The sequence below is a fragment of the Enterobacter sp. Ap-1006 genome, assembly GCF_011752835.1.
Taxonomy (GTDB): Bacteria; Pseudomonadota; Gammaproteobacteria; order Enterobacterales; family Enterobacteriaceae; genus Cedecea.
Genome location: NZ_VWWU01000007.1, coordinates 34,748 through 59,524 on the forward strand (window position 1 = coordinate 34,748; position 24,777 = coordinate 59,524).

Annotated in this window: 25 protein-coding genes and 1 pseudogene; 12 read left to right on the top strand and 14 right to left on the bottom strand. The window is 55.9% G+C overall.

What is annotated here, in order from left to right:
• Position 1: 1 nt before the first annotated feature.
• Genes F3J28_RS19845 through F3J28_RS19860 form a run of 4 tightly spaced genes read right to left on the bottom strand, consistent with a single transcriptional unit; the run spans position 2 to position 3,785 of the window.
• Complete coding sequence (locus F3J28_RS19845; protein ID WP_286178370.1) at positions 2-1,375, bottom strand: MFS transporter; 1,374 nt, start codon at positions 1,373-1,375, stop codon at positions 2-4.
• A gap of 50 nt (positions 1,376-1,425) precedes the next feature.
• The gene (locus tag F3J28_RS19850) at positions 1,426-2,274 is read right to left on the bottom strand and encodes a helix-turn-helix transcriptional regulator (protein ID WP_166879067.1); all 849 of its coding nucleotides are present in this window, start codon (positions 2,272-2,274) and stop codon (positions 1,426-1,428) included.
• 9 nt (positions 2,275-2,283) lie between these two features.
• Positions 2,284-3,234: a ketopantoate reductase family protein gene (locus F3J28_RS19855; RefSeq protein WP_166879246.1), complete on the bottom strand. Its 951-nt coding sequence runs from the start codon at positions 3,232-3,234 to the stop codon at positions 2,284-2,286.
• Between the two features lie 38 nt (positions 3,235-3,272).
• Positions 3,273-3,785: a winged helix-turn-helix transcriptional regulator gene (locus F3J28_RS19860; protein ID WP_166879070.1), complete on the bottom strand. Its 513-nt coding sequence runs from the start codon at positions 3,783-3,785 to the stop codon at positions 3,273-3,275.
• Between the two features lie 188 nt (positions 3,786-3,973).
• Between F3J28_RS19860 and F3J28_RS19865 the strand changes: the two genes are divergently transcribed.
• A complete protein-coding gene (locus tag F3J28_RS19865) occupies positions 3,974-5,152 on the top strand; it encodes an alpha/beta fold hydrolase (protein ID WP_166879072.1) in 1,179 nt (392 codons plus the stop codon).
• Here F3J28_RS19865 and F3J28_RS19870 read toward each other — a convergent pair.
• Positions 5,109-6,041, bottom strand: a complete 933-nt coding sequence (locus F3J28_RS19870; protein WP_166879075.1) for a LysR family transcriptional regulator — start codon at positions 6,039-6,041, stop codon at positions 5,109-5,111. The genes F3J28_RS19865 and F3J28_RS19870 overlap by 44 nt on opposite strands.
• Positions 6,042-6,161: 120 nt before the next feature.
• On the opposite strand from F3J28_RS19870, the gene F3J28_RS19875 reads away from it, so the two are divergent.
• The gene (locus F3J28_RS19875) at positions 6,162-6,842 is read left to right on the top strand and encodes a nitroreductase (RefSeq protein WP_166879078.1); all 681 of its coding nucleotides are present in this window, start codon (positions 6,162-6,164) and stop codon (positions 6,840-6,842) included.
• Here F3J28_RS19875 and F3J28_RS19880 read toward each other — a convergent pair.
• On the bottom strand, positions 6,839-7,705 hold the full coding sequence (locus F3J28_RS19880; protein ID WP_166879081.1) for an EamA family transporter: 867 nt from the start codon (positions 7,703-7,705) through the stop codon (positions 6,839-6,841). The genes F3J28_RS19875 and F3J28_RS19880 overlap by 4 nt on opposite strands.
• A 92-nt stretch (positions 7,706-7,797) precedes the next feature.
• Here F3J28_RS19880 and F3J28_RS19885 point away from each other — a divergent pair, with 92 nt between their 5' ends.
• Positions 7,798-8,583, top strand: a complete 786-nt coding sequence (locus tag F3J28_RS19885; protein ID WP_166879083.1) for an AraC family transcriptional regulator — start codon at positions 7,798-7,800, stop codon at positions 8,581-8,583.
• A gap of 47 nt (positions 8,584-8,630) precedes the next feature.
• Here F3J28_RS19885 and F3J28_RS19890 read toward each other — a convergent pair whose 3' ends face one another.
• From F3J28_RS19890 to cbpA, 3 genes are all read right to left on the bottom strand, one after another.
• Positions 8,631-8,990 (bottom strand): KPN_00521 family repetitive protein, encoded by a 360-nt coding sequence (locus F3J28_RS19890; protein WP_166869063.1) that lies wholly within the window; start codon positions 8,988-8,990, stop codon positions 8,631-8,633.
• Between the two features lie 149 nt (positions 8,991-9,139).
• The gene (gene cbpM, locus F3J28_RS19895; RefSeq protein ID WP_008458201.1) at positions 9,140-9,445 is read right to left on the bottom strand and encodes a chaperone modulator CbpM; all 306 of its coding nucleotides are present in this window, start codon (positions 9,443-9,445) and stop codon (positions 9,140-9,142) included.
• Positions 9,445-10,365 (bottom strand): curved DNA-binding protein, encoded by a 921-nt coding sequence (gene cbpA / locus F3J28_RS19900; protein WP_166879086.1) that lies wholly within the window; start codon positions 10,363-10,365, stop codon positions 9,445-9,447. Before cbpA ends, cbpM begins: the two co-directional genes overlap by 1 nt.
• A 277-nt stretch (positions 10,366-10,642) precedes the next feature.
• Here cbpA and F3J28_RS19905 point away from each other — a divergent pair, with 277 nt between their 5' ends.
• From F3J28_RS19905 to oqxR, 4 genes are all read left to right on the top strand, one after another.
• Positions 10,643-10,912, top strand: a complete 270-nt coding sequence (locus F3J28_RS19905; protein ID WP_166879089.1) for a type II toxin-antitoxin system TacA family antitoxin — start codon at positions 10,643-10,645, stop codon at positions 10,910-10,912.
• Between the two features lie 3 nt (positions 10,913-10,915).
• Entirely contained in the window at positions 10,916-11,440 is a 525-nt protein-coding gene (locus F3J28_RS19910) for a GNAT family N-acetyltransferase (RefSeq protein ID WP_166879091.1), read from the top strand.
• 149 nt (positions 11,441-11,589) lie between these two features.
• A complete protein-coding gene (locus tag F3J28_RS19915) occupies positions 11,590-12,174 on the top strand; it encodes an HI_0983 family protein (RefSeq protein WP_166879094.1) in 585 nt (194 codons plus the stop codon).
• Between the two features lie 291 nt (positions 12,175-12,465).
• On the top strand, positions 12,466-12,945 hold the full coding sequence (gene oqxR, locus F3J28_RS19920; protein ID WP_166879097.1) for an efflux pump transcriptional repressor OqxR: 480 nt from the start codon (positions 12,466-12,468) through the stop codon (positions 12,943-12,945).
• 93 nt (positions 12,946-13,038) lie between these two features.
• Here oqxR and oqxB read toward each other — a convergent pair whose 3' ends face one another.
• Both oqxB and oqxA read right to left on the bottom strand, forming a co-directional pair.
• Positions 13,039-16,200, bottom strand: coding sequence for a multidrug efflux RND transporter permease subunit OqxB (gene oqxB, locus F3J28_RS19925; protein ID WP_166879099.1), 3,162 nt, complete (start codon positions 16,198-16,200; stop codon positions 13,039-13,041).
• A 23-nt stretch (positions 16,201-16,223) separates the two neighbouring features.
• Positions 16,224-17,402, bottom strand: coding sequence for a multidrug efflux RND transporter periplasmic adaptor subunit OqxA (gene oqxA, locus F3J28_RS19930; protein WP_166879102.1), 1,179 nt, complete (start codon positions 17,400-17,402; stop codon positions 16,224-16,226).
• Between the two features lie 335 nt (positions 17,403-17,737).
• Here oqxA and F3J28_RS19935 point away from each other — a divergent pair, with 335 nt between their 5' ends.
• Positions 17,738-18,088: a helix-turn-helix domain-containing protein gene (locus F3J28_RS19935; protein ID WP_126355037.1), complete on the top strand. Its 351-nt coding sequence runs from the start codon at positions 17,738-17,740 to the stop codon at positions 18,086-18,088.
• A 407-nt stretch (positions 18,089-18,495) separates the two neighbouring features.
• Positions 18,496-18,747, top strand: a complete 252-nt coding sequence (locus tag F3J28_RS19940) for a hypothetical protein (protein ID WP_166879105.1) — start codon at positions 18,496-18,498, stop codon at positions 18,745-18,747.
• A 202-nt stretch (positions 18,748-18,949) separates the two neighbouring features.
• Here the strand turns inward: F3J28_RS19940 and F3J28_RS19945 are convergent, their stop codons facing one another.
• The 3 genes from F3J28_RS19945 to F3J28_RS19955 all read right to left on the bottom strand — a co-directional run bounded on the left by F3J28_RS19945 (position 18,950) and on the right by F3J28_RS19955 (position 22,909).
• Entirely contained in the window at positions 18,950-21,049 is a 2,100-nt protein-coding gene (locus F3J28_RS19945) for a peptidase domain-containing ABC transporter (RefSeq protein WP_166879108.1), read from the bottom strand.
• On the bottom strand, positions 21,042-22,331 hold the full coding sequence (locus F3J28_RS19950; protein WP_166879111.1) for an HlyD family secretion protein: 1,290 nt from the start codon (positions 22,329-22,331) through the stop codon (positions 21,042-21,044). The genes F3J28_RS19945 and F3J28_RS19950 overlap by 8 nt, the downstream gene beginning before the upstream one ends.
• A 239-nt stretch (positions 22,332-22,570) precedes the next feature.
• A complete protein-coding gene (locus tag F3J28_RS19955) occupies positions 22,571-22,909 on the bottom strand; it encodes a SymE family type I addiction module toxin (protein ID WP_166879113.1) in 339 nt (112 codons plus the stop codon).
• Between the two features lie 266 nt (positions 22,910-23,175).
• On the opposite strand from F3J28_RS19955, the gene F3J28_RS19960 reads away from it, so the two are divergent.
• From F3J28_RS19960 to F3J28_RS19970, 3 genes and pseudogenes are all read left to right on the top strand, one after another.
• Positions 23,176-23,751 (top strand): hypothetical protein, encoded by a 576-nt coding sequence (locus F3J28_RS19960; RefSeq protein WP_166879117.1) that lies wholly within the window; start codon positions 23,176-23,178, stop codon positions 23,749-23,751.
• Positions 23,752-23,792: 41 nt separating this feature from the next.
• A pseudogene (locus tag F3J28_RS22645) lies at positions 23,793-23,938 on the top strand (phage polarity suppression protein); the annotation flags it as partial.
• A gap of 360 nt (positions 23,939-24,298) precedes the next feature.
• The gene (locus tag F3J28_RS19970) at positions 24,299-24,772 is read left to right on the top strand and encodes a hypothetical protein (RefSeq protein WP_205247260.1); all 474 of its coding nucleotides are present in this window, start codon (positions 24,299-24,301) and stop codon (positions 24,770-24,772) included.
• Positions 24,773-24,777: the final 5 nt, after the last annotated feature.

The following is a 24,777-nucleotide window of genomic DNA, read 5'->3' on the forward strand; positions in this document are numbered from 1 at the left end:
GCTACCGCTTCGCGCTTAGCAGCAGCGCTGACAGCGAGGCGATAAGCCCGAAAAGCGACATCAGCAGCCACGCGGTGTGGTACTGCTCGCTGGCAACGGCGCTGCCGGACACGGCCACAAACACCGCCACGCCTATGGCGGCCCCAATTTGCCGCGAGGTGTTAATGATCCCGGTGCCGGTGGCATATTGCTGCCCCGGGAGCGCCGCCGTACCGCCTGCGATAAATCCTGTCTGGCCGATGCCCGCGCCAATCCCCGTTAGCACCAGCGCAGGCAGGTAGGCAAGTGGATAATTGGGGGCGGCATTAAGGGCGCTGTGCCACCAGAGGCCGGCTATCACATATAAAATACCGGCGGCGATGGTGAGTTTTTTAGGAGAAAGGCCCGTTCTGCCTGCGATCAACGCCGCGACAACGGCGGTGCCAGGGCCGAGGCCAAAAGCGGCGCCTGCCTCGACGGTCGGCCAGTGCCAGATCTGGGTCAGATACAGGCTACCGCCCAGCAGCATGATGGCAAATCCCATGTAGAAAAAGGCCATGCCCAGCGTGGCGAGGGTAAACGCAGGCACGCGGAATACCCGCAGGTCGAGCGCCGGGGAAGGTTGCGTCAGGCAGCGACGAACGAACAGCGTCAGGAAGATGAACGCCCCGCCCAACACCGTCCAGAGCCTGGCGCTGGCGAGGCCCCAGTCGCTGGCCCAGGAGATCCCGGCCACCAGCAGTGCAAGCCCCGCAACCAGCATCAGCGAGCCGAGAATATCCGGGAAGCGGCTTTTAATGACCGCTGTTTCCGTCAGGTGCTTGCTCAGCCACAGCGCCGGGATTGCCACCGGCAGGTTGATCAGGAAGATCAATCGCCAGTCGATATTCACCAGCGCTCCGCCGAGCATTGGGCCAAGTGCGGCGGCAACTGAGCCGGTAGCGGCCCAAATCCCTACCATTTGCTTATGGCGCTCTTTTGGGTACGCCGCCAGCAGCAGCCCCAGGCTGGTGGGGATCATCAGCGCGGCGCCCACGCCTTTCAGGCCCCGCGCGCAAATCAGCGAGATAACATCCGGGGCAAAAGCACAGGCTATGCTCGCCACCGAAAACACCGCCAGACCCGCCTTGAAGATACGCTTACGGCCGTAAATATCCGCTATTCGGCCTGCGGGCACCAGAAACGCAGCGAAGGCAATGGAATAGGCGCTGATCACCCAGGACAGCGCCTGGTTAGTGGCTCCGGCAAAGCTATCGCGAATAGCCGGGAAAGCGAGGTTGACGACAAACAGATCGAGCGACGACAGCACGCTTCCCGCGCCAATCACAATCATGACCCAGGCGGACACTCGCGCGCTGGCCTGGCTGACGGACGGTGAATCCGTGGAATGAGACATACTCTGCTCCGAAGAAAGTAAGAACCTTAAAACGCAGGAGTATGAAAAGGTCAGCGGTGGCCGTATTGGATATCTGAAAAATGAGCGCTAACAAATTGTGCGGGCGTGATGCCGAAGCAGCCTTTGAAGCGGCGAATCAAATGACTTTGATCGAACAGGCCAACGGCGGTGGCAACGTCTGCAGCAGGTTGGCCCGCGCGGAGCATTTGCCTGGCGGCATCCATGCGGACTCTGTTGAGGTAGGCGTGCAGCGACAGGCCATAAGCGGCACGGAAAAGCTGGTTCAGGCGGACACGGCTCAGCCCGGATGCCTGCGCCATATCTTCCGTGGTCAGCGTGGAAGCAAAGCTGGCGTGAATCAGCTCTCTCACCCTGGCGATTCGCGGCTCGTGGCATTCTTCCTGCGGGGTAAAGCGGCGCGTGGAATAGCGGCTCAGCAGCGGTTTTAATGCGTCAATCAGCAGCACTTCCAGCGCTAAGTTATCCTGCGATTGAAACAGCGTGCGGTGTAGCGTTTGCAGCCTGGCGACGATATCAGGATCGCTCAGGATCGGGCTGGTGAAGCACAGTCCGTAGCCGGGATCCAGTTCCAGCTCGTGGGCAATGCCGTCCACAACCCAGGGCTGCACGTAGAGCATGCTATAGGTGTACCCCTGCTCGGAGTAAACGCTGCCGTCGTGGGCATCCCCCGGATTCACGATCATCGCGCTGCCTGCAGGGGCGATGATTGATCCGCGGCCCAAGCCCACTTTAGAGGCCCCGACGTCCATAGTGCCGATCACAAAGTAATCGTGGGAGTGGCGCTCGTAGCGGTGCTTATTAAAATGGGCGTGCAGGCCCTGGAGCCCCTGTGACGGCGCCGCGACAAATTGCGTCCACTCGTTAGCGAGAAGCTCCATACAACCTCGTTATTTGAACGGCTGCTGAACTGCCGCACCCGGAGTACGCTGGTGGGCATAAACCTGGAGGTGGCAGTACGCCGCCCGATAAAGCGGCACGTTCAGGCCGTGCCGGGTGGCGCGGGTAATCATGTCGCCGACAATCGCATCACCTTCCAGGCGTGACGCGTTGCTGGCAATGTCGCGCATCATCGAGGCGGCCCAGGCGGATTGTGGATCCAGCAGGCGTTTTTCAATGCTGGTGATTTCCGCCTTCGGTAGCGCATAGCCTTCCGCTGCGGCGACGCTCAGGCTCTCCGAAATCGCCTGTTTCATCAGCGCCTCGCCGTCCTTTGTCGCCAGGATATCCCCAACCGTGCCGCGCATCAGGCAGTTCATCAACGCGCCGGAAGCCAGCATCACCCATTTGTTCCAGAGCGCCTGCATGATGTTATCTGACAGGACGCGTGCGCCCGCGGAAGAGGCTAAAAGCGCGTAAACAGCTTTTGCTACATCAAGCGTTGCGGGCGATCTCGCGCCGACAACAACTTGATCCGCCGCACCCATCTGTTTGATCTCGCCGTTGGCGTTAAGCGTGGTGGCAATATATGCCGCGCCGCCGAGCACTCGATCGCGGCCGAAGCGAGCGTCAAGCTCGTCGTAAACCGAGATGCCATTTAGGAAAGGCAAAATAGCGGTAGAAGGGCCAACTGCGGGGGTAATGTCCTCGATAGCCGCCTGCAGATCGTAAGTTTTACAGCTGAGCAAAATCAGATCGTAGTCCGGCCGGAGGCTCTCCCGGGTGACTGCGTTAACCGGGGCGTTGAAATCGCCCAAACTACTTTCCAGCCGCAGCCCTTGCTTTGCCAGCAGCTCAGCCCGTTTTGGCCGAACGAGAAAAGTCACGTTAGCGCCAGCCTGAATCAGCCTTGCGCCGTAATAGCCCCCGATTGCACCTGCCCCAACCACCAGTATTTTCATCACTTTTCTCTCTGCGCTTTACAAGGATCGTCCCCGACTTAGCTCTCGCTCGGTTCGGGGGTTCTGATTCGGCCTGCAGCACGCCAGCGGGTGAGGTCGTCGGCACCCGGCCCCAACTCCACCATGACGTCCTGCGGCGAAACTTGCTGCCCGGTTTCGGTATCCACGAGGGCAACTTTCACTTTATGGCCGCTGCTGCCGTCCACCATGAAAAGCGACGGCCCCACAAGGCCCGGGATATTCCACTTACTGCCTATCTGCATCATGCTCAGCAGCACCAGCCCGATATCCCGCCCTTTTTCTGTGAGCAAATATTCGTAGCGATCCGGTCTCGTCTGGTAGCGCTGCCGGGTAATCAACCCTTGCTCTTCAAGCACTTTTAGCCTGTCGGACAGCGTGGCATTGGTGATGCCGCTGGAGCGGCGAAAATCGTCGTAGCGGCGGAGGCCTAAAAACAGGTCCCGCATAATCAGCATTCCCCAGCGGTCGCCTAAGGCTCCCATCACGCAGGCGATGGAGCAGGTCATACCTTCAAAACCTTTCGAGCGCATAGCGTTCCTTATTTTTCATCAACGTGGACCCGGTAACAGTCTATAGCCGGATCTCTGCCTCCGGCCAATGGTTACGCTGTAGTTGATCTTTTTATTGTTACTCTTATTATAAGAGTTGATGGTGAAAGGGCAAGTTTTAAACAGCCCGATGCCAGAGAACCGTCGCTCATTTACCCAGGTGAATCTTGATGAAATCTACGCGTACCCTTACGAAAATCAGTCTGTTGTTAAGCCTTTTGCTGGCCGGTACCGGGCTCTCCAGCCCCGTATTTGCCGCCCCCGCAGCAGCACCCGCGGCTCCCTGGGATACTCAGCTCAACCCGGCGGCACATCAGGCCAATGCCGTATTCAATGACTACAAGTTTCGGGATGGCGAAACGCTGGCTCAGGTGAAACTGCACTACGCCACGCTCGGGAAAGCGCACCGAAATGCGCAGGGAGAGATTGATAATGCGATCCTCGTGCTGCACTGGACGGGGGCGGACAGCCGGGCGCTGTTGAGCCCTGTCTGGACCACATCCCTCTACGGGCCAGGCCGCCCGCTGGACTCGAGCCGCTACTATCTGATTTTTGCCGACAGCATTGGCCATGGTCAGTCGAGTAAGCCGAGCGACGGCTTAAAGGCTAAATTCCCCAACTACGATTACGGCGATATGGTTGATTTGCAGCACAAGCTGGTGACCGAAACGTTGGGCATTAAGCATCTGCATGCCGTGATAGGGATGTCGATGGGGGGCATGAACGCCTGGCAGTGGGCGGTGGCGTACCCGGATATGATGGACGGTGTTATGCCGGTGGTGTCGCTGCCGATCAAGGTCTCCGGGCGTAATCTGCTGTGGCGCAGAATGATCGTGGACGCGGTGCGAGCCGATCCGGCCTGGCACAACGGCAATTATACTCAGGCACCCGAGAGCTGGCTTCAGGGCTACAACATCCTGCGAATGATGATCGACAGCGCGCCGGATCTGCAAAGAACGATCCCGGACGGGGCCGCGGCGGACAAGTTCCTGGCGAACAACCGTTTCACCGCCAACCATATCGACACCAACGATGTGATTTATTCGCTCAAATCCTCCTTCAGCTATAACCCGCAGCCTGACCTGAACAAAATCACCACCAAACTGTATGCGCTGAACTTTTCGGATGACGAGTTCAACCCGGACAGCCTGCGCGTGCTGGAAACCGAAGTGCCGAAGCTAAAACAGGGCCGCTACGTGGTGCAGGCAGGCACGCCAACATCGCCGGGGCATTTCACCATGACGCGCCCGGATCTGTGGGCTAATCACGTCGGCGAGTTTATGCAATGGATTGGCGATAAACGAGTTAAGCGTCCTGCCAGTAGGGCGGAGAGCCAAACTTCGCCATAAAAAAGTCTATTGCGGTGCGGGTGTTGAGCGACGGAAAACGCCCGCCGGGGTAGAGCATATAGAGTGAATGGTCCGTGGCGCTGTAGGACGCGGTGTAATCCGTCATCATCGGGATAAGCCGCCTGGCCCGTAGCGCATCGCTGATTTGCCAGTCCGGGAAGAGCACGATCCCCGCGCCATCTTCTGCTGCTTTCACCAGCATCTCAGCATTGCCAGAAACGATTTTAGGCTCCGGCGTTAGCTGTATTTTTTCTTCTCCCTGCGTGAAATACCAGCGCTGAAGGCCCATCAGACCACGGTAGGCCAGCAGTTTATGGCTGTGCAACTCTTCGGGCTTTTGCGGCGTGCCGTAGCGTGCGAGATAGTCCGGGCTGGCGACCAGATAAGCGCGCTGGCGGGTAATAAAACGCCCGTGCAGCGAGCTGTCCTGCACCGGCGAGATACGCAGCAGCAGATCGGTGCCGTCCGCCAACGGGTCGATGTAGTTATCGGCCAGGTTTAGCTCCAGCCGCAGTGCCGGGTAGCGTTCGCTGAATTCAGCAATCCACGGGGCTATGTGACGCAGGCCGAAAGACACCGGCGCGTTGAAGCGAAGCACGCCGCCGGGCTGCTGGCGGCGCTCGCCAATCTGGTTTTGCGCCTGCTCAAGCTGGCTCAGCATTTCCCTGAACGCTGCGGCGTAAATATTCCCCGCCTCGGTGGCGACCACGGCTCGCGTGTTGCGGTAAAGCAGCTGTGTCTCCAGCGATTGCTCAAGCTGAATTACGGTGCGGGAAACGGAAGAGGGGGAAAGGTTCTCCTGGCGGGCCACTTCTGAAAAGCTGCCTTCGCTGATAACGGCAAGGAAGAGGCGCATTGAGCGCGCATTTATCTGGCTCAGATCTTTCATTTGTGCAATTTCCGCAAAAGTCCTTAATGGATTATACGGTTTTTCGCTACGTCCGGCAGCGTTATCCTCTCCGGCAAGTAACGATGTCCGGTTTCGCCGGGCAAGCACAGAGAGGATGGTATGAGTAATACAGTTTTGGCTTTTGACGAGGCCGTACGTCAGCGTTTTTCATCCAGAGCGTTTCTGCCTACGCCGCTGACTGAGGCACAAATTCGGGATGTTTTACAGGATGCCCAGCATTCGCCGTCCAACTGCAACACGCAGCCGTGGAACGTCCATATTGCCTCCGGCGCAACCAAAGATGCGCTGCAAAAGATGATGATTGAGAACGATACGGCGGGTAATGTCACGCCAGATTTCAGCTTCAGCTATGACGATTTTCACGGAGATTATTACGAGCGCAGCCAGCGCCAGGCGAAGGTTTATTACGATGCGCTTGGCATCGCCCGTGACGATAAAGAGAAGCGTCGTGAGGCGTACCTGCGTAACTTCAACTTCTTCGGTGCCCCACACGTAGCGTTCCTGTTTATGCCCTCGTTTGGCGACAACGTGCGCGTGGCGTCCGACATCGGCATGTACGGGCAGAGCTTCCTTCTGTCTTTGGCAGCGCGTGGTTTTGCCGGTATTCCGCAGACGTTGCTCGGCTTCCATGCCGATGCGACGCGTAAAATTCTTGGCGTGTCGGACGATTATCGCCTGCTGTTCGGGATCTCCTTCGGCTATGCCGACCCGAATGCGCCTTCTGCTCAGGTTCGCATGTGGCGCCAGAGCGTGGACGACAGCGTGACGCTGCATAACTAGCGGCTGAGCGGGCGCTCTTTTTTCATGCCGATGGCCAGGGCCAGCAGGATCGCCGCCAGCGAAAGCGCGCTGGTGAGATCGGGAACCTGGCCAAGAATCAGCGCCGAGCTGAGCATGGCGAAGACCGGGATCAGCAGTGAAAGCGGCGCCACGCGGGAAGCCGGGTATTTGTGAAGCAGGGTATTCCAGCCCCAGTAGCAGAAGTGCGTCGCGGCATAAACCTGGAACAGAAGCGAAAACACGGCCTGTTTATCGATATTTTGCGCCAGCGAAGTGAAGGGCGCGGAACCGTGCCAGACCCAGGTCAGCAGCACCAGCGGCACAGGGGGAAACAGGCTGGCCCACACCACAAAAGCAAAGATCTCTTTCACGCCGGAAAGTTTGATGATGATGTTCCCGGCGCTCCAGGCCAGCGCGCTGATCACAATCAGTATCAATCCGGTTAGCGTTGCGCTGCCGCCGCTATCCAGCACCACGCCAGGCAGCCCCGCCGCCGCCAGAACAATACCGTAGCGCTGCGGGCGCGTAAGGCGTTCGCCAAACAGCAGAACGCCCCAGCCCAGGGTAAAAAAGGCGCTGAGCTGGATAAGCAAGGCGGCGCTGCCGGGCGGGACGCCAAACGCGATACCCAGATTGATCAGCGCCCACATCGCCACGCCAAAAATCAGGCCGTAGGCCGCTATCCAGCGCAGAGCTACAGCCGGGCGTCGAATAAAGAAAACCCACGGCAGGGCGGCAAACGTAAACCGCAGGGCGGTTAATAAAAGGGGATCGATATGGGCCAGCCCAAGCCGGGTGAGAGGAAAGTTAATCCCCCAGGCGGCGGTGACGGCCAGGGCGAGAAAAAGGTGTTTGCGCTGCATGTCTGCGTCCGGTGAAAAGTGTTGACGGAACTGTAGCGGTTCCCTGATTGGCCTGCTTTTATTAACGGGTCAATTATAGGTAAAATTGGGCCATGCAAAATAATCGCGCAGCACTCTATCAGGATTCGCCTCAGGCAATCATCGTCACGGAAAAGCACTTCGCCGATGGGGATTATTTCCCCCGGCATAGCCACGAGCGCGGGCAGTTTGCCTACGCTGCAGGCGGTGTTATCTCGGTGGAGACGCCTGCCGGAAACTGGGCGGTGCCGCCGCAATGTGCCATTTGGGTGCCGGGCGGCCTGGTTCACGCGATGCAAATGCGCGGGCCGGTCATGATGCTTAACGGCTATATCAGTGATGCCGCAGCGCACAGGCTTAGTCTGCCGCAGACGAGCCAGGTTTTCGGCGTGTCAATACTGCTGCGCGAGCTGCTGGCGCAGGCCGTGGCTCTGGCTGAGGTTATTCAGCCTGAAGGGCGCGGCCAAAGCCTGCTTGATTTTCTGCTCTATGAAATTGCCTCGATGCCCGCGCTTTCTCTCAACGCCCCGCTGCCCGCCGAACCTCGTCTGCAGGCGGCCTGTCGGGCGTTCTTACTGGCACCTTCGCTGGAAACGTCCGTCGACGATATGGCAGCGCGCGTGGGCATGAGCCGCCGAACCTTTACCCGCCAGTTCAGGCAGCAGACCGGCATCAGCTTTGTGGCATGGCGGCAACAGGCCTGCCTGCTGGCGGCGATAGGTCGGTTAGGTGAAGGGGAGGCGATCACGCGCATTGCGCTGGATTTAGGCTACAGCAGCCCTGGGGCTTTTTCTGGCGTGTTTAAAAAAGCGCTGGGGAAAACGCCGGGACGATATTTTGCTGAAAAACGGACAGATTGAGGCAATAAAAAAGCCGCTTTCGCGGCTTATTGTTTAAAGAAAGCTAATTATTCAGTGACCTTTTTCTTCAGGTCAGCGGCGCCTTCTTTGGTCTTATTCCAGCCTTTTTCAGCTCCTTCTTTGGTTGCGTCCCAACCTTTCTCGGTGCCTTCTTTGGTTTTATGCCACGCCTTCTGGGAGCCTTCACTTATCTTGCTGCCCGTGCTGTCGCTCTTCCCTTCGGCGGCGTGTTTCGACTTAAGCTTCAGCTCTTCGCCTTTGTTCTCTGCCTCGTGCAGTTTCTCTTTGGCGGTGTTCGCGCCTTCGTGTGCTGCAGCGACGGTCTCATCGGTTGCATGTGTGGTGGTCGCGGCAAAAACAGGGGCAGCCAGCAGAATTGCAGATAAAGCGATGATCGTTTTTTTCATAATATCCTCAACAAACGTTATCAGTCCTTATGACCGTGAATAAGCCTGGCACAGCGAAGCGGATGTTGCCTTAGGTAATATTCCTAAATGATTCAGGATGTTCACGACTGGTGGATATATTCTGATGAATAATCCACCAGAAGATAGGCTTATGGGTGGCGAATAAAACGCCCTATGCGCTGCCGGAGCAGGCGATTCTCCTGTCGTAGGCGTTCGTTCTCCTCCAGCAGGGTGAGCGCCACGGCGATGCCCGGCCAGTCGAGTTCTAATTCTCGTCGTAGCCGCAATGCCCGCTGCGCTATGTTGATCGCGTGGTCGTCAAACTGCCACGGCCTGACCTCAAAATCGTAAGGCTCGACGACGCCAAGACCGACGATCTCATTGAGTTCCTCCTCCTGAATGCCGGTGTGCAGACAGAACTCGGTGATGGTAAAAGTGACGGTGACGTTAGCCATTATTTTTTCCCCCAATCTTTGCGCGGATTGAACGCCGACTGGGCGTCTGCCAACTGTTGCCAAAGCGCCGCAGCGTTTTCATCCGGCTTGGGCGGCATCACGATTTTGATCACCGCGAACAGGTCGCCGGTGTGCTGTTTGCTGACCAGCCCTTTGCCCTTGATACGCAGCTTCTGCCCGGCCTGGCTGCCGGCAGGAATGGTCATCAGAATGCTGTCTTTGAGCGTAGGAACCTCGACTTTTGCCCCCAGCGCGGCTTCCCACGGGGCAAGCGGTACCACGACTTCAAGGTTGTGGCCGACAATGTCGAACAGCGGATGCGGCGCGATATGAATCACCAGCCACAGGTCACCGTTTGGCCCACCGTTTTCACCCGGCGTGCCCTGGCCTTTGAGCCGGATGCGCTGGCCGTCTCCGACGCCTGCCGGGATTTTTACATTCAGCGTTTTCGGGATTTCCTGCTCGACGATGCCAAACACGTTATAGACCGGCAGCTTGTAGCTGATGGTGCGGCTGTGTTCGGCCAGCGTCTCTTCGAGGAATACGGCAACTTCAATTTCTAAATCATGGCCTCGCGCGGCGTGCGGCTGGCGAGAATGCCTGGCCTGCTGGCCAAACATGGAAGAGAAGATATCTTCGAAGTCCTGGGCGTTGTAGCTTTGCTCGCCGCCCTGGTGGAACTGCTGATTAAACTGCGGGTCGTTGCGGTGCTGCCACATCTGGTCGTACTCGGCGCGGCGCTGCTCGTCGCTCAGCACTTCCCAGGCTTCCGCCACTTCTTTAAAGCGGGCTTCTGCGTCGGGCTCTTTGCTGACGTCGGGGTGATATTTGCGCGCCAGGCGGCGGTAGGCGGTTTTGATGGTTTTGAGTTCGTCCGTCGGTTTCACGCCCATGATGGCGTAATAATCCTTTAATTCCATAGCGTTATCTCGCATAAATCGGTGCATGCAGAACAGAACGTGCGGAAAAGTGTCGCCGATAAGTATAGGCCTGTTGCGGGAAGGTGGGGCGATGATGGCGGGTTTTTTCAGGCCAGGGATCTGGCCAGAATTTATGACACCTTAAGCCTCGGACGCTGTTGAAAATTTATCCCGACAGGCGTATTGTTTATGTACGGTTTTTTTCCGTACATCTTAAGATGTTCATTGATTTCATCCTCCTGCTGACACCTGCGGCAGGTCGGGGAGTAAATACAGGATGTCAGCTTTAAAAAAACAGCGCATCGACCTCAGATTGAGTGACGACGACAAAAGCATGATCGAAGAGGCGGCAGCCATGTCCAATCAGACGATCACCCAGTTTATGATTGCCTGTGCGTCGGCTCGCGCTGCGGAAGTGATCGAACAGCATCGCCGCCTGGTGCTAAATGAAGCATCGTGGAACCGAGTGATGGATGCCATTAGTAACCCGCCTGAACCGGATGACAGGCTAAAACATGCAGCAAGGCGTCTGAAAGACATGGAGTAAGCCGTGGCCGACCTGACTATTGAATTGTTTTCAGCAGACACCGCCTATGATTTTCACGGCTTTGACTGCGGAGAAACGTCTCTGAATGCTTTTCTCGCCGAACACTTTATTCGCCAGCACAATGGCCGCTTTTTACGTGGCTATCTTCTCGTGACCAAAGACGCTAACCCCAAAGTCCTGGGCTACTACACCTTATCCGGCAGCTGTTTTGAAAAAGAGGCGCTGCCGTCGAATAGTCAGAAACGAAAAATTCCTTATGCCAATGTGCCCAGCGTGACGCTGGGGCGACTGGCTATTCATAAAGATCTGCAGGGCCAGGAATGGGGTTCAACGCTTGTGGCTCACGCGATGAGAGTGGTTTATTTAGCGTCACAGGCGGTGGGCGTTCATGGGATTTTTGTCGATGCCATTAACGACAATGCGAAGCACTTTTATCAAAAATTAGGCTTTATTGCGCTGGTGGGGAAAAACGCTAATTCGCTTTTTTATCCAACCCGGTCGATTGAAAAATTATTTGAAGATGAATAAACGATCTATTCGATCCCCCGCCAGTTTCAGACTTACTGAATTGAAATCTAGTGCACTTCCTTCTATGGTCTGAGATCGGAGAATGATCGAGTATTTTCCGGGCACCTGCCTCTGGAATATTTTAATAAAGACTAAAAGGAATCTCGTTTTTGAAAACTTATCATATCGCTACCCTGGCATCTGTTTTTCTGCTGGCCGCCTGTGCGGGCCCGCAGTCGGCAAAAACATCGAAAATTAAAGACCTGGCGGCTCCGCAAACCATCGCTTTTGCCGGCAAAACGTACGGGCAATCCTTCACTCGCTCAACGCCGCAGCAGGCGGTGTGGGAATACACCACCGACGGTGAAAAGGCCGAAAACTGGCAGTGGACGCAGCTGATTACGGTTAATCAGATCAAACTCAACGCCCCGCTTGACCGCTGGATGCAGGCGACGGCGGTGGAGTTAAACCGCACGGTGCCGAAGCCACATTTCGATATAGCGAAAAATGGCGACGTGGCCGAGGTTCGGATTATCTATCTGCCTAAGCCGGGGGACGCAAAGCAAAGCGGCTACGAGTCTGACGTGTGGCTTGCCCGTGAGGCCTGCGGCGGCATCGTCAACCTGCAGTTTGCCCGCCAGTATCCCGCTGACGCGAAAGTAACCGAAAACGACATGGTGAAGCGTATTAAGGCGGATAACGACAAAGATATGGCGGCGCTGCAGGCGTTAAACTGGCAACCAGAGTGCCGCTAACCAGTTTCCCCGGTCAAATCAGGCCGGGGCATTTTATTAAACCTCAGCTGCATGACTTATTATTCAGCATGGCAAAGACTTGAATTAATTTACCGGCCTGCCAGAATTCATTTATCGAATAGTTTACTCCCGTAACTTATTGAAAATGAGCTTTCGATTATTTTGAGCTGGGTCCCAGGGAAAGCTCAGATTGCTTCAAAAAAAACCTGACATTTGTTATATTGTGCTGATTGCTTATTCACCTAAGCGGTGCCAAAAAGAACAAGATCCACCGCGACCCAGGAAAATGAAATGTTAGATTACCGCTTCCCGACAGCTTTGCAGATGGTTCTCAGCGTAGCGATGGCGGAGCAAATGGGTGAACGTTCGACCAGCGCGATCCTCGCCTACGGCCTGGAAGCCAATCCGAGCTTTATCCGTAAACTGATGGTTCCCCTCACGCGCGACGGCATTATTGTTTCGACGCTGGGGCGCAACGGTTCCATTCATCTTGGCCGCCCGGCCGAAGAGATAACCCTGCGAGATATTTACCTGTCAGTGATTGAAGACAAAAAGATTTGGGCTTCCCGCCCGGACGTGCCTGCCCGCTGCGTGGTGAGCGCCAACGCCTGCTGGTACTTCAAAACGATTGCGGAAGAAGCCGAAGAGGCGTCGCTGGCCGTGCTGGCTCGCCATACCGTGGCCACTGCGCTGGAGAAAGTGAAAAAAAGCGATACCAGCGGCTGCCAGCCGGTGCCCGAGCTTGAGGCGCTGTACAAAAAAGGCCATTAAGCGCCGCAGCCACTTTCCGCAGAAATAAAAAAACCGCCTCTTTGAAAGGCGGTTTTTTATTGGGTTCATCAGGCAGTTTTTACACCGCCTGATTTAGGGCATTTGCGCCTCGACAGTTTTTGCCTGGGTTTTGCCGCGCGTAACGAGTTTGCGCAGCGTGACGTAGAACACCGGCGTCAGGAACAGACCAAACAGCGTCACCCCTAACATGCCCGAGAACACCGTCACCCCGGTCACGCCGCGCACTTCCGCGCCCGCGCCGTGGCCCAGAATCAGCGGGATAGTCCCGGCGATAAAGGCAATCGAGGTCATCACGATAGGGCGCAGACGCAGACGGCAGGCTTCCAGCGCGGACTCCATAATGCCCTTGCCCTGCATCTCCAGCTCGCGAGCGAACTCGACGATCAGGATGGCGTTCTTACAGGCCAGGCCCATCAGCACCACCAGCCCGACCTGGACGAATACGTTGTTATCGCCCCCGGTCAGCCAGACGCCAAACAGCGCGGACAGCATGGTCATCGGCACGATCAGGATCACCGCCAGCGGCAGCGTCCAGCTTTCGTACAGCGCGGCGAGCACCAGGAACGCCAGCAGCACCGCCACCGGGAAGACGATCATCGCCGTGTTGCCCTGGGTTGCCTGCTGGTAGCTCAGATCCGTCCATTCGATGTTCATTCCGTTCGGCAGCACCTGGCCGGACATGGCGGCCAGTTTAGTCATAGCCTGAGCGGAAGAGAGCACGCGTGGATCGGCATCGCCGATGAGATCCGCTGCCGGGTAGCCGTTGTAGCGGATCACCGGATCCGGTCCGTATGTGGTGGTGATTTTCACCATGCTGCCGATCGGCACCATTTCCCCCTGGCTGTTACGGGTGCGCAAGTTGCCGATGTCTTCCACGCTGTCGCGGAACTGCCCGTCGGCCTGGGCCATCACGCGCCAGGTACGACCAAACTCATTGAAGTCGTTCACGTAGGACGAGCCCAAATAAGTCTGCAGCGTGCCGAACAGATCGGTCAGCGACACGCCCTGGGCTTTGGCTTTGTCGCGGTCTACCTGCACATCCAATTGCGGCACGTTCGCCTGGTAGGTGGAGATCGGGAAGTGCATCCCCGGCGTTTGCATGATCGCGCCGGACATGGTGTTCACCGCGGTTTGCAGCGCCCCGTAGCCTAAGCCCGCCCGATCCTGAATATACAGCGAGTAGCCGGAACCCTGGCCCAGGCCCAGAATTGGCGGCGGCAGAATCGAGAAGCCGAAGCCTTCCTGGATTTGCGAGATTTTGGCGTTGATCTCGGCGTTAATTTGCGCCGCGGTATGTTTACGCTCACCGAACGGCTTCAGGCCGAAGAACACCGTGCCGGTATTCGGCGTGTTGGTGAACTGCAGTGCGTTGAGGCCAGGGAATGCCACGGCGTAATCCACGCCTTCGGTGTTCATCCCGATTTCACTCATCTTGCGGATCACCGCGTCGGTGCGCTCCAGCGAAGAGCCTTCGGGCATCTTCACGCCGCCGATCAGGTAGAGCTTATCCTGGGTCGGAATAAACCCGCCCGGCACGGTTTTGAACATCACTCCGGCAGCACACAGCAGCAGCACGTACACCGCAAACACCGCGCCACGGCGGCCAAGGGTTTTACTCACCAGCCCCTGGTAGCCGTCCGAACTGCGGTGGAAGAAGCGGTTGAACGGGCGGAACAGCCAGCCGAACAGGCGGTCGATCAGCCGGGTAGGCATGTCCTTCGGCGCGCCGTGCGGCTTCAGCAGCAGGGCCGCCAGCGCCGGGGAGAGCGTCAGGGAGTTAATCGCCGAAATCACCGTCGAAATGGCGATGGTCACCGCGAACTGCTTGTAGAACTGCCCGGTTACGCCGGAGAGGAACGCCATCGGCACGAACACCGCGCACAGTACCAGAGCGATAGCGATAATCGGCCCGGAAACCTCGCGCATGGCCTGGTGCGCCGCCTGCAGCGGGGCAAGCCCTTCTTCGATGTTACGCTCGACGTTCTCCACCACCACGATGGCGTCGTCCACCACGATGCCGATGGCGAGCACCAGTCCGAACAGACTCAACGTGTTCAACGAGAAGCCGAGCAGATAAAGAATACTGAACGTCCCCACGACTGAAACCGGGACGGCAATCAGCGGGATAATCGACGCGCGCCAGGTTTGCAGGAACAGGATCACAACCAGCACAACCAGCACCACGGCTTCCAGCAGGGTTTGCACCACCGCCCGAATGGAGTCGCGCACGAACACGGTCGGGTCATAAGGTGCCGCCCACTTCATGTCTTCCGGGAAGCGAGTGGACAGCTCGGCCATCTTGGCGCGCACGGCGTTAGACAGATCGATGGCGTTGGCGCCGGGGGCCTGGAAGATACCGATCCCGACCGCATCTTTGTTGTTCAACTGGGAACGCAGGGCATAACTGCCTGAACCCAGCTCGATACGCGCCACGTCACGCAGGCGAACCAGCGATCCGTCCGGGGCGGTTTTCAGGATGATGTTGCCGAACTCTTCTTCGCTGTGCAGGCGGCCCTGGGCGTTAATGGAGATCAGGAAGTCGCTCGCTTTCGGCAGCGGCTCAGCCCCGAGCTGACCGGCAGAGACCTGCACGTTCTGCTCCTGCATCGCCGTGACCACGTCAGAGGCCGTCAGGCCACGCGCCGCCACTTTGTTCGGATCCAACCATACGCGCATGGCGTATTCCCCGGAGCCGAAAATCTGGATCTGCCCGACGCCCGGCAGGCGCGCGAGTTCGTCCTTCACTTTCAAGGTGGCGTAGTTACGCATGTACAGCGAGTCGTACTTGCCGTTCGGCGAGAACAGATGCACCACCAGGGTCAGCGTCGGCGACTGTTTCTGGGTGGTGATGCCGAGGCGGCGAACGTCTTCCGGCAGGCGAGCTTCGGCCTGGGAAACACGGTTCTGCACCTGAACCTGCGCCTGATCCGGATCGGTACCTGGACGGAAGGTCACGGTTGTCACCAGCACGCCGTCAGAGCCAGCAACGGATTTCATGTACATCATGTTTTCGACGCCGTTGATCGCTTCTTCCAGCGGCGTCGCCACGGTTTCAGCGATCACTTTCGGGTTGGCGCCAGGGTATTCCGCCCGGACCTGCACGCTCGGCGGCACGACGTCCGGGTATTCACTGATCGGCAGCAGCGGGATCGCGATAAGCCCCGTAGTAAAAATCAGAATCGACAGCACCGCGGCAAAAATCGGCCTGTCGATAAAAAAGCGGGAAAAGTCCATGCGTCGGATTCTCTGGTAAGGGATCAGTTAACGGCAGCGCTGGTAGCGGCCATGGCGACAGGTTTCGCGTTCACCGGCATGCCCGGCATAAACACTTTCTGTAGCCCGTCGACGATGACTTTATCGCCAGGGTTCAGCCCCTGCTGCACGATGCGCAGCCCGGCTGCGAGGCGGCCCGGCGTGATGTCGCGGCGCTGGGCCTTGCCGTCTTTATCCACGATGTAGACGTATTTTCTGTCCTGGTCGGTCAGCACTGCTTTGTCGTTGATCAGCAGCGCCTGGAACTCCGCGCTGCCCGGCAGGCGAACGCGGGCGAACAGCCCCGGCGTGAACTGACGCTGGGCGTTATCCAGCACGGCGCGCATGCGGATGGTGCCGGTGCTGGCGGTGAGCTGGTTGTCGAGGAAGTCCACGGTGCCCTGATGTGGGTAACCCTCTTCGCCGGACAGGCCAATTTCAACCGGCAGGGCTTTATGGTCGCTGGACGCGCCCTGGCCGCTGCGGGCGAGGTTCTGGTAGTGGAGATAGGTGGATTCATCCACGTCGAAGTAGGCGTAAACCGTCTTCTGAGACACCACGGTGGTGAGTACGCTGGCGCTGTCGCCCGCCGTGACCAGGTTACCGCTGGTGATCAGCGCGCGGCTGGCGCGGCCGTCGATCGGGGCGGTGACTTTGGTGAAGTCGAGGTTTAGCTGCGCCGCGTCAACCGCCGCCTGGGCCGCACGAATATCGGCGTCGGCCTGGGTGGCGGCGGAGCGGCGCTGTTCCCACTCTTCGCGGGAAATGACGTTGGTGCCGATCAGCTTGTCGGTGCGGCTGGCTTCGCTGCGGGCGAGACTGGCCTGGGTTTTGGCTCTCATCAACGCCGCCTGCGCCTGTTCCAGCGCGGCGCGGTAGGTTCTGTCGTCGATGGTGAACAGGACTTCACCTTTCTTCACTTCCTGGCCGTCGGTGTAGTTCACTTTGTCGATGTAGCCGGAGACGCGGGGGCGGAGCTGAACGCTTTCCACCGCTTCGATGCGGCCGTTAAAACTATCCCACTGGCTAACGGGTTTCACCACCACGTCGGCGACGCTCACGGCTGGTGCCTGCGGCACGGCGTTTTGTGCGACTCCCCGGTCGCATCCGGCGAGCAGCGCGGCAAGCAGTACCGGCCCCAACACGCGCAGATGAAGGCTAACCCAATGTTTTTGCAGGCTCATTATTCTTATTCCGATAGTTGAAGTCGGCCGGGCAAGACGCAGCGGAGGGTGCCGCGCCACTTCCTTTGTCCGGGCTGACCTGAGGCCATTTGTGTCGCTCATCGGCACAAAATGTGTATCAATTACGAATACAGTATCGCGGCGATTGTAGGAAGGCGTAGAACTAAGTGCAAGAATAATTGTTGCACTTTCTGTGCTATTTGTGCCATTCGAAAAAGGCCCATTTGTAACGAGGATTTAATGTAACAATAAAACTTGCAATTATTGTCAAAGCAGGTCAGATTTAAATGCAACTGATAAAGATGCTTTTAACAAACCCGCAGGGGAGAGAGACAATGAGCACCGATGCCTTCATGCATGATTTACTCGACTGGATTGATAATCACCTGGACAGCCGCCTCGACATCAACACCGTTTCCGAGCGGGCAGGGTACTCGAAGTGGCACCTGCAGCGGATCTTCAAGCAGCACACCGGCTACAATCTGGGCGAGTACATTCGCGCGCAGAAGCTGAAAAAATCCGCCGAGCGCCTGAGCCGCACCGAAGAGCCGATCCTGAACGTGGCGATCTCCCTGGGCTTTGACTCACAGCAGTCTTTCAACCGCAGCTTTAAGCGCCAGTATGGCATCGCGCCGGGCGTATGGCGTCGGCAGCTGGCGCACACCGGGAACCGCTATGGGGCCTGAGAGACATCGACTTCCAGCCTGCTCTTTGGTCAGAGCGGGCTGGGGGATGCCTGTTTCTCTTTAAGTCATATTAAAATGGCGTCCAGCCTGTTGAATCAGAATGAATATATAATCGCTGAAATAAACCTGCCTATATACAATATATAACATAGTTAATCCGTCTTTTCGCTATATTCCATTTTGTACAAATGCTTATTCAGATAATCACCATTAAAGTAATGTGACATTTATAAGCCTGTTAAAATCAGGCCTATTAAAAATAAAAAAATAATGTTTTATGGTGGTTTGATCTTTTGCCTGGCCTGTATTAGAAATTATATCAGGGTAGGGAATGCATTGTTTTACCGCCTCACTATCCGCGAGAGCTTTTAACCTTTCTTTCCGTTTATTTTATTATGGTGAAAATCATGAAAGAATTATCCACTCAGGAAGTTAAGTCAGTTAGCGGTGCGGGTCTACTGGATGGCGTGATCGGCGGCACGGGCGATCCGCTGGGCACCGTGGGCGGCATTGTTAGCGGCCTGCCGGTTGTGGGCGGCGTGCTCAATGGCGTGACCCAGCTCGTGGGTGGCGTGGTGAATAGCGTGGTTAGCGGCGTGAGTTCTATTCTGGGCGGCCTGCTTGGCGGCACCGGTCTGTTCGGCAGCACCAAGCGTTAATATCACGGACGCGATGCTTTTCCTAATGGAATAACGGAACGGCATTTTAAAGGATTAAAACACTCCCCATAATATATGGCAGCCGCCGGAAGGGTGCTGCTGTATATCTTATTTGCGTTTATTTATTTCCCTTTTCTGTTTAGTCACTATTGCTCTGGCTTAAATAAGAGGAATATTCCCCTCTTATTTAAGCCTCTGGCCACTATCCTAAATCTATCACCCGGTTAGCGCTGGCGATTGTCGACGGGCGATGGGCAATAAAGATGCGGGTTATTTTCAGCGAAGCGATAGCGGCATTGATATGGGCTTCATTGGCCAAATCCAGGTGGCTGGTGGCCTCGTCGAGAAACAGCAGATTGGGCTGACGATAAAGCGCCCTGGCGATCAGCAGCCGCTGTTTCTGCCCCCCGGAAAGGTTGCCCCCCAGTTCGCCAATCAGCGTTTCATAGCCCATCGGCAGGCTCATAATTTCGTCGTGGATGTTGCAGTTCCGGGCGCAGCTGATAATGCGCTCTGCATCTTTGCTGCTGTCGAAGCTGCCGATGTTGTCGGCTATCGACCCGGCAAAAAGTTTGTCGTCCTGCAGCACGCAGGCGATGCTGTCGCGGTAGTTATTCAGCCCGACTTTACTGATGTCCAGGCCGTCGATCAGGATTTGCCCGCGCGTGGGGTCAAGCAGCCCGGCCATCACCTTCATTAAGGTTGTCTTCCCGATCCCTGAAGGGCCCACGATGGCCACGCTTTCCCCGGCGGCGACGGTGATATTGAGATCGGCAAAAATCGGCCGCGAGAGCGCGTCGTACTGGAAGACCAGGTCGCGGGCTTCAAAGCTGGCGGGCTGATTTTTAGGCAGCAGCTTGCGCGGCGGCTGGCTGGTTTCGGTGTCGGTAAACACCACGTCGGCGATACGGTCGCTGTGCAGGCCGAGCATACGCAACTGCAGGATCATATCGATCAGGTTGGCCGCCCGCTCAGAGAACTGCCCGCGATAGGCGTTGAAGGCGACGAACATCCCGAGCGTCATCTGGCCGTTGATCACCATCAGCGCGCCCAGCCACAAAATCACTATCTGGTCGACGGCACCGATAAAGGTGTTGATGCCCCCAAACAGCATATCCAGCTTGGTGATGCGGATGTTGGCGTTGGCGGTATCTATATTGAGGTTGAGCCAGTACTGCGAGCGCGTGGTGGACAGCCCCAGCGCTTTCAGCGTGCCGATGCCGTAGAGGGTTTCCATAAAGTGGGAATTGGCCCGCGCGCCTTTGACGATCTTCTCTTCCGAGGCCTGGCGGTACTGGTTGTAGGTGGCCAGACGCAGCACCATATAAAAGGCGGTAAAGCCCAGCACCACCCACACCAGCCAGCCGCCGTAAAGCACCATCATAATCAGCACGCCGACCGACATCAGGGTGTCAATAATGCCGTTGACCAGGTTGGTGGTCAGCGTGGTGCGAATAGTATCCAGGGAGCCAAAGCGCGACTGGATATCGCCGAGTTTGCGCTTTTCGAAATAGGCGAGAGGGAGTTTGAGCAGGTGGTCGAACATGCCCGCTTTCCACTGCACTTCAATCAGGGAATTCATCACCAGCGACGTCCAGGCCCGGAGCATGCTGACGAAGGTGCGAAACAGGGTAAAGAACAGCAGTCCGATACAGATCAGCGCCAGTAAATCATGATCCTCCGCGATGATGACGTGGTCCATCACCAGCTGGGTGCCGATGGGGATCAGCAGGTTGATCGCCTCCACCACCAGAGACAGGCAGAAGATTTTCGTCAAAAAGCCTTTCAGGCCGCCGATGTTACCGAGCAGGGTGCGGAAGCTGAGGCGGCTGCGCTGGGTGACGCGGGCAAACTCGCTGTCCGGCCACAGCTCCAGCGCGACGCCGGTAAAATGCTGGGACATTTCCGCCATGCCCACGACGCGGCGGCCAAAGCCTGGATCGTGGATCACAAAGCCCGAGCGTTTGACGGCGACCAGCACCACAAAGTGGCTCATGTCCCAGTGGAGAATGCAGGGCGTTTTCAGCTCGCGCAGCTCGTTCAGATCCAGCGAAAGCGGGCGGCTTTTCAGGCGCAGCTGGGTGGCGATGTCGATCAGCACCGCCAGCGTCGCGCCGTGAGAAGAGATGCCAAACCGCTGGCGCAGGTTGAAGAGATCGATGTTCATGCCGTGGTAGCGACAGACCATCACCAGGCAAGCCAGGCCGCACTCTGCCGCTTCCGTTTGCAGGACCTGGGGCACTCTGCGGCGCAGGCTAAAGTTCAGCTGATGCATCATGTCTTTAAAAGCGGATTCATTCATGCACGGGTCCGGTTAGGCTTTTTTTAAGGTCGTAGTAAGGGGCGAGCATCCACTGGTAGACGGGGCGTTTTTCCAGGAATAGCGTGGCTTCCGCCTTCATGCCGCTGGAGAGCCGCAGGGGGTTGTCTCTGGCGGTGAGGCGGCTCAGGTCGAGCGTGACCAGCACTTTGTAAAAGGGCTGATTGGTGGTGCCGGACGGCTGGCGGGGCACATTGTTGTACATCGCCATTTCCTGCGCCGAGGCGGGCACGCTGGAAATCGACAGGATCTTGCCGGGGAACTGGCCAAACTTCTCAAATGGAAAAGCTTCGTAGCGGATGTTGATGCTGTCCCCCGGCGTGACGTAAGGCAGGCTGCTGTTGGGGAGCCACAGCACCAGCGCGTAGCCGTCGCCCCCGTTGGGCACCAGCTGCGCGAGGCTGTCGCCGGCGTTGACCATCTGCCCCTGGGTGACGCTCAGGGAGTCGATTTTGCCGTCGCTGGGGGCATCGATAAACACGGTCCCGCCGCCGTCCACTTCCGCCAGCTGGCGGTTGAGGCCGCTCAGCTGGAACTGATACTGGGAGATTTGGTTGTCAAAATCCGTCGCCCGCGTGGAGAGCTCGCTTTGCAGGTTGGTGATCTGCAGGCTTTCCTGGATGCTCTGGGTGTTCAGGCTTTGGTAGGCGGTTTGCTGCTGGTAATAGAGGTAGCGCTGGTTGTTGAGCTGGTCTTTGGTGATCATACCCTTGCGCTGGTAGCCGTCGTAGTTGTCCATGCTCTGGCGCATCTCTTCCATGCCTTTGGCGGCGTTCGCCACCAGGGCAAGGGACTTCTCGTGCGCGGTCTGGTACTGAGTCAGCTGTTGCCTGAGGTTTTGCTCGGTTTTCTGCTTGTTTTGCTGCAGTTTGAGGATGATTTCCTCGATAAGCTGAATTTGTTTCTGGATGGCGGCGATAGAGTTCTGGCTGACGTTGCCCGACTGGGTCGAGCGGCTGGTATCTATCTGATAAAGATGATCGCCTTTTGCCACGCTGTCGCCGGTTTTAACCCAGGTGTGGGTGATAAACCCCTGCTGCGGAGAGAAGATATTGATGGCGTGCGGCTGGGTGATGACTTCCCCGCTGACGTTAATCCGCCGGGTATAGCTGGAGAAGGCCATCAGGCTTATCAAAATAATTAAAAATGCGGCGGAGAGTAAAACCACCACCCAGGCGGGATACCCGGAGATCAGTAACGCTTTACCCAGCCATTTGCTGCGGGTGTGCTCTATGGCTTCCTTGCGGAATATATTTCTGTTCATTGGGAGAGAGCAGGCCATCATCGTTTTTTATACTCATTAGAGTAGTTTAAGCGTTAGAGCGCGCCAGCAATGCGGTGAGATTTTTTTATTCTTATGGCGGGAGGGAATAATATATTTTAAATAGAGAAGCCCGAACCCGGAATAGGGTTTTTATTTCCAGGGTTATTTAAAGTGAAATTAACGTGGCGGTAAAATTTAGTTCATTAACCCCGGCGATTCACCGGGGCCAGGTTCAGCCGTTAACGCACCGGCGGTTTAGGGGCGATCACGTCCTCGATAAACGCTTTGACCTGCTTCTGCCTGCGGGCGGAAAACTTACACACCTTGCGCAGGGTCTGCATGATCTCCGGTTCTTCCACCGGCGGCAGTGGCTCTTTGGCCGTTAATATCAGGCAGCCCGGCAGAACCCGCACCTCCACGCTCGTGCCCGTATCAAAACCCGCTTCCGCAAGCCAGAACCCATTCAACGTTATGGCGGGTGAAGGCTGGAATTTTTTCGAATCTCGAATGTAGCCCACAGTATAAGTCCTTGTTGTTGTGGGGATGTGGTTCTCTGGCTTATTATGCTCTTCAGTCATAGTCAACTCTCTTTCAGTTGGTTGTGATTAGCGGTTAGGGCGGGTTGCCGCCTGCCTTAATCGCGCTTCTTTGGGTTTATTTTCTTTGCTGAAAACTGCTTATTTCATTCGGGTATTATACCGTGGCACCCTGTTTGACTGGGAAATAAGGGAGGGAAATGGAATGCACCTCGCAGAAAAAATATGGATGGATCTACAGGGGAAAAGTTGAAGCTGTGGTGACTTGATTTCTATTAGAAAAACAACTGGGGAAAAATAAAAATATAATGATTGTAGATAGTTACACATCGCTCAATTCAGCATTAAGAGGGATTTTTTTCCCGATATTGCTATTCGCAGCTTTTTCAGCCTACAGCGCCACTTATGAGGATATTCAACGTTTCAATAGCAGTTTGAAACCTGGAAATAAGATCGAATGCAAGGTTTCTTGGGAATCAAATAGTGATGCCGGAAGGGTTACCGTTGAACGTACTACACGTTCAAAACTGGTATCACGGTCAGAAAATTCGAGAGTATTTGCCACCGACGAGATCTTCAGCCAACCTGGCGATAAAACCCCCAATTTGATTATTCAGTACCGTGTGACTGCGACAACAGACGAAACGGGAGAAACACGTCGAATTGATGCCAGTACTATCAACGTTATTGCACTTTCTTCACCAGAGCTTGCTGATATTGTTGCGAATCAATTTAAACGGACTCTGACTGCCTACCAGGCAAATTCTATGATTACTTTTACGAATTTCCCTGACTTTTCTATCCAGGGAGCTCCGGACTGGCCGGTTACTTATTGTGTGGTATTGAACTCTGGTGATGGGAAAGTTAAGCACACCATTCCATAGCGGCAAAAAATGGAACTGTTCATCTGGCAAGCTGAATTGTGGTGCACTATGCCGAGGATGACCGGGATATTCTGACGGCCATCGGGTTCCGGCCTGATAGGGCATCCCGAACAGATAATCAGGCCAGACACTGAGCCTGGTTTTCATGCAGCAACAGGCCGCGCAGAACAGCAAAAAATCCGCATAAAACGCCCCGAAAATCCGCTTTTATTTAATAAAAATAACCATGCATGCATACGCTGCATGGTTTTGCATTTATTCCCCGTATTTTTTCACACCCTGCCGCACCAGTGCTGGCGCGGCCTGAGTCCCTTCATGCACCTGCATTAAAACCGACCTATAAAGCGGGCAGGCGTGGCGGGGAGAGCATTGCGCGCCATAGGCTCTTAGCATTTATTTGATATATCTTTTCAGAAACTGCGAAATAGAATAAAAAACCATGATCATCCCTTTGATTTGTAGGTAGAATTCGATCAATAGTATGAGTTGGTTGGATGTTGAAATGAAAGTTATATAACTATACATTTGATGTCATGGAGGAGTTATATTGTTTAGGCGTAAAAATAAAAAATCAGTTCCTTCTTTTACACAAGATTTTCATTATCTTACTGCCCTCATTCAGCATTTAGGTGCCCATGAGAAATGGAATAGTAGAACACCAAGAAATATAGCCGACAGTCTTGGGATGGATATAAATGAAGTCGAAAGAGTTTTGCGGTCATACCCGGCATTTTTTAGGCGGTCGGGAAACCTTAGTACTCAAGGAGAACCGCTTTTTATGATTCATTTGCGATATGCAAGAAGAAGACGAAATGCCGATGATGGTTCACGAGAGTCCCCACCTGTTGAGCCAGCTGAATTAGGTATGATGCTAGATCTTGTTACTAAAATGATCGCAGTGGAAGAGCAAGGTAGACGGTTGTCAATTGATGAAAGAAATAACAGTCTTAAATTGTGGCTGGCGATATTTCTTGCAGCTATTTCAACATTAACTACCTTAGCAGTAGCATATATAAAATGAGGTTC